This is a genomic window from uncultured Cyclobacterium sp., assembly GCF_963976465.1.
Classification (GTDB): Bacteria; Bacteroidota; Bacteroidia; order Cytophagales; family Cyclobacteriaceae; genus Cyclobacterium.
In genome coordinates this window covers 1-3,978 of record NZ_CAXBOC010000496.1, presented here as the reverse complement: position 1 = coordinate 3,978, position 3,978 = coordinate 1, and the positions used below count along the sequence as shown (strand labels likewise).

Below are 3,978 nucleotides of genomic sequence, written 5' to 3'. Positions count from 1 at the left end.
CTCAGAATGGGATTTTTTGCTTTCTAGGGATTTAATTTTAAGAAAAATTGGTTGATTAATTGATGGAAAAAATAGCGAATAATTCAACCTTCAAAGAGAAGCTGGAAAAAGAAACCAGTTTCCCTACTTTGTACATGTTTAAATTTATTGTTCCCAATGGCAAAGAAAATGAGATTGGAGTTTTGTTGCCCAACAACGAAATGGTTTTAAAACCCTCCTCTAAGGGTAAATACGTTAGCGTGACGATCAAATCAATGATGCCGAATAGTCAGTCGATCATTGATGTTTATGAAAAAGCAGCAAAAATTAAAGGAGTAATTGCACTATAAATATTTGATAATATGTGGAAAGAAGCCGATAATAAATTAGTTAAAACTTTTGAGTTTAAAGATTTTAGTGAAGCTTTCGCCTTTATGACTCGGGTAGCCCTATTGGCAGAGTCTCAGCAACACCATCCCAATTGGAGCAATGTGTACAATAAAGTAGACATAGAACTTACAACCCACGATAAGGGAAACACTGTGACTGAAAAAGACCGTGAATTAGCCCAAGCCATAGACCGTTTAATTTAATATGTCCAAGGAGTCAGGCATTGGCCTTTATTTAGTACCTACACCCATTGGAAACCTTCGGGACATTACCTTAAGGGCATTGGATACGCTCAAGGAAGTAGATGTGATTTTAGCAGAGGATACAAGAACCTCAGGCAAGCTGCTAAAACATTACGAAATCAAACGTCCTCTAGAGAGTTACCATATTCACAATGAGCACAAGAGCATTGCCAGGCTTATAGAAAGAATGAGACAGGGAACTGTTTTTGCGCTGATAACCGATGCAGGTACACCCGGAATATCTGATCCTGGGTTTCTGCTGGTGAGGGAAGCGATTGCTGCTGATATAGAGATCTGCAGTTTACCCGGTTCCACTGCCATTATCCCTGCTTTGGTTAACTCAGGACTTCCGAATGACCGATTTGTTTTCGAAGGGTTTTTACCCCATAAGAAGGGCCGAAAAACCCGTATAGAAGGTTTGGCAGAGGAACGTAGAACCATGGTGTTTTATGAGTCTCCTTACAGGCTGATTAAAACGCTGAATCAATTTTCTGAAGTCTTCGGGCCTGAAAGAGAGGCATGTGTGAGCAGGGAATTGACAAAAATTCATGAAGAGAATGTAAGGGGAAGCCTTACCGAACTCATAGATTATTATTCAACCCACACCCTCAAAGGTGAAATTGTATTAACAGTTGCAGGAAAAAAATAATATGAATCTCCAAGAAGTTACTAAAAAAGTAGAAGCTGTTGCCAAAAAGGCAGGCGCATTTATCAGAGAAGAAAGCAAAGGTTTCAGCCTAAATAAAGTTGAACAAAAAGGCTTCAATGACTTGGTTTCCTATGTAGACAAAGGTGCAGAAGAGATTATTGTCAAAGAATTGGCTGAGATTGTACCTGAAGCGGGTTTTATTACAGAGGAAGGAACAAGGTCAGATAAAAATAAACCTTTAACCTGGATTGTGGATCCTTTAGACGGTACCACCAACTTCGTTCATGGAATACCGATGTACGCAGTGTCTATAGCACTTGCCAGGGGATCTGAGATCATTGTTGGTGTGGTGTATGAAATCAACCTTGATGAATGTTATGCAGCATATGAAGGAGCAGCATCTACCTGCAATGGGAAACCTATAAGGGTTAGTGAAGCCGATGCCTTAGGAGATAGTTTGGTGGCAGCAGGTTTTCCCTATGATGATGGAGGGAAGCTGGAAGAGTATTTACAATTGCTGAAATTCTTTATCAAAAATAGCCATGGTCTTCGTCGCTTGGGTTCAGCAGCTGTAGATTTATGCTATGTGGCCTGTGGCCGCGTGGAAGGTTACCTGGAGTATAATTTACAATCTTACGATGTCGCTGCCAGAACATTAATAGTGAAACAGGCAGGAGGAAAGGTTACCGATTTTTCCGGAGGAGATAATTTTATATTTGGTGGACAGATGTTGGCCTCCAATACCAAGCTACATGGGGTTTTTGAAAAGGCACTTTCGGAAAAATTCCTTTAAAAGTAGGATTAATTGCTTCTTAAGACTTGTGATTAACTACAAAAAACATAATTCAAAGAAATTAATTTCATATGTAAAAAAATAATTTGTAATTTAGCTACAATTGATTAGCTTTCAATTATTTAATATTTAACAACCTGTTTTTCGGACTTATCACCCCTCGTTCAACTTTAGCTGAGCATCGCGTATTTTACCGAAATAGGCTGTTCACTATTTAACAATTCGAATAACATGAATATAGGAATTTTAGGCGGTACTAATTTGGCGACAAATTTAGGCAATAAGTTTATTGCTAGAGGAATGAATGTGGCTTTCGGGGTCAGGGAGGGATTCAGTACCCGGAAAGTAGAATGGAGAATTCTAAAAATGCATAACCACAATGTATTAAACTACGCTGAAGTGATTTCAAACTCAGATGTGGTAATCATTTGTTGTGAAAACGAGTTTTTGCCCGTGGTATGCAAATACATTAAGGAATACAGTTCACCGGATATGTTGATTGTTGACAGTACAAATGGAGTGAATGATGAAAGTGTGGTTTGCAACACCACGCTTATTAGGCAAGAGACAGGACATCAGCACGTATTCAAAGCCTTCAATAACCTTGGGCTTGATTATCCCAAATCCGACCCTTTGGAGCTGATCAAAGAAACTTACTTCTGCGGAGATGATACCAAAGATAAATTGGTAGTAAAAAAATTAATTGAACTGATAGGCTTTAAAGCAATTGATGCCGGTACAATCAAGAATGCTCCCTTACTTGAGGCCGTTTACCACCTTAGTAAAGAGATATCTACTGCCAAAGCCGGAGATTGTCATTTTAGGTTAATGTCAGTTTAGTTGCCACCCTCTCCAATTTTTAATTATTTTTTAGGATACTTTGTTTTTATCGGTATCGTTTTTGTTGTTCATAGTTGAGCAAATAGAACCCCATTGTGGTTTGTTCTATTGAATCACTGTTTTCCTTTTTTCTAGGAACCAATATAGGTTCAAAATATATTGTTTCTCCTACTGTTGGATTCCGAGTAAAAGGAGTGCATTGTTATTTGAAAATAATGATCTTGCCCAAATAACTTTATTGCCTATTTTCGTTTAAATTATCAACAGGGTATGTGTGCCAATGAAAGGAGCTCAGATCAGATTTTCTTAAAGTTTAAATTTTTCTATTAATTTATTCACCATGAAAAAAATTGCTTATTTTATTTTTGCATTGTTTGCGCTTATTCTTTTGGTCTTGGTGGCCGTTCCCTATTTTTTCAAAGATAGAATCTTTGATAAGCTGGATGAAGAACTTGAGAAGAGTGTGAATGCTACTGTATACTACGACAGAGATAAAGTTAGTCTAAGTGTTTTTAGTCACTTTCCAAGCTTGTCTGCAGGATTAGGGGATTTTGGAATTAAAGGCAACCCACCCTTCCAAAATGACACTTTAGTGCATCTAGGGGAAATGCAGGTTGATCTGGATATATGGTCCGTTATATTTAGTGACAATCCAAGTTTGGAAGGAATTCGCTTGAAGGATGGACAATTTTATGTCAAGGTATTAGAAGATGGGCAGGCCAATTATGACATCATGTATGAAAGTGAAAAGGAAGAAGTCGTGGACACGACCACATCAAACTTTCAATTGGGAATTGATTTAATTGAAATTGAAAACCTTGACTTTATCTATGATGATCGATCCCTGGATTTTCTTATGGTTATGTCTGAAATGAATTTTGAAGGCAGTGGAGATCTCACCCTTGATGTTTATGATTTGATGGTGGCCGGTGAGGGGAATATTGTCAATGTGGCCTATGAAGGAGTGGAATATTTGACCAATAAAGTACTTGCCATAGACTCGGAAATCAATGTTGACCTTGAAAACATGAAGTTTGGAGTTGAAGAGGCAAAGTTTAAATTGAATGACTTTGGTTTTGGAATTG

The 3,978-nt window shown here is 37.9% G+C and carries 5 protein-coding genes and 1 pseudogene; all 6 read left to right on the top strand.

Annotated features, from left to right (window positions below; genetic code table 11):
- Positions 1–62: 62 nt before the first annotated feature.
- Complete coding sequence (locus AAC037_RS21015; protein ID WP_303613004.1) at positions 63–329, top strand: DUF493 family protein; 267 nt, start codon at positions 63–65, stop codon at positions 327–329.
- 12 nt (positions 330–341) lie between these two features.
- Positions 342–572 (top strand): 4a-hydroxytetrahydrobiopterin dehydratase, encoded by a 231-nt coding sequence (locus tag AAC037_RS21010; RefSeq protein WP_339905381.1) that lies wholly within the window; start codon positions 342–344, stop codon positions 570–572.
- A gap of 1 nt (position 573) precedes the next feature.
- Positions 574–1,260, top strand: a complete 687-nt coding sequence (gene rsmI / locus AAC037_RS21005; RefSeq protein ID WP_339905379.1) for a 16S rRNA (cytidine(1402)-2'-O)-methyltransferase — start codon at positions 574–576, stop codon at positions 1,258–1,260.
- Position 1,261: 1 nt separating this feature from the next.
- Positions 1,262–2,053, top strand: a complete 792-nt coding sequence (locus tag AAC037_RS21000) for an inositol monophosphatase family protein (RefSeq protein ID WP_339905378.1) — start codon at positions 1,262–1,264, stop codon at positions 2,051–2,053.
- 231 nt (positions 2,054–2,284) lie between these two features.
- Positions 2,285–2,893, top strand: coding sequence for an NAD(P)-binding domain-containing protein (locus AAC037_RS20995; RefSeq protein ID WP_339905376.1), 609 nt, complete (start codon positions 2,285–2,287; stop codon positions 2,891–2,893).
- Between the two features lie 340 nt (positions 2,894–3,233).
- Positions 3,234–3,978, top strand: a pseudogene (locus AAC037_RS20990) (hypothetical protein); the annotation flags it as partial.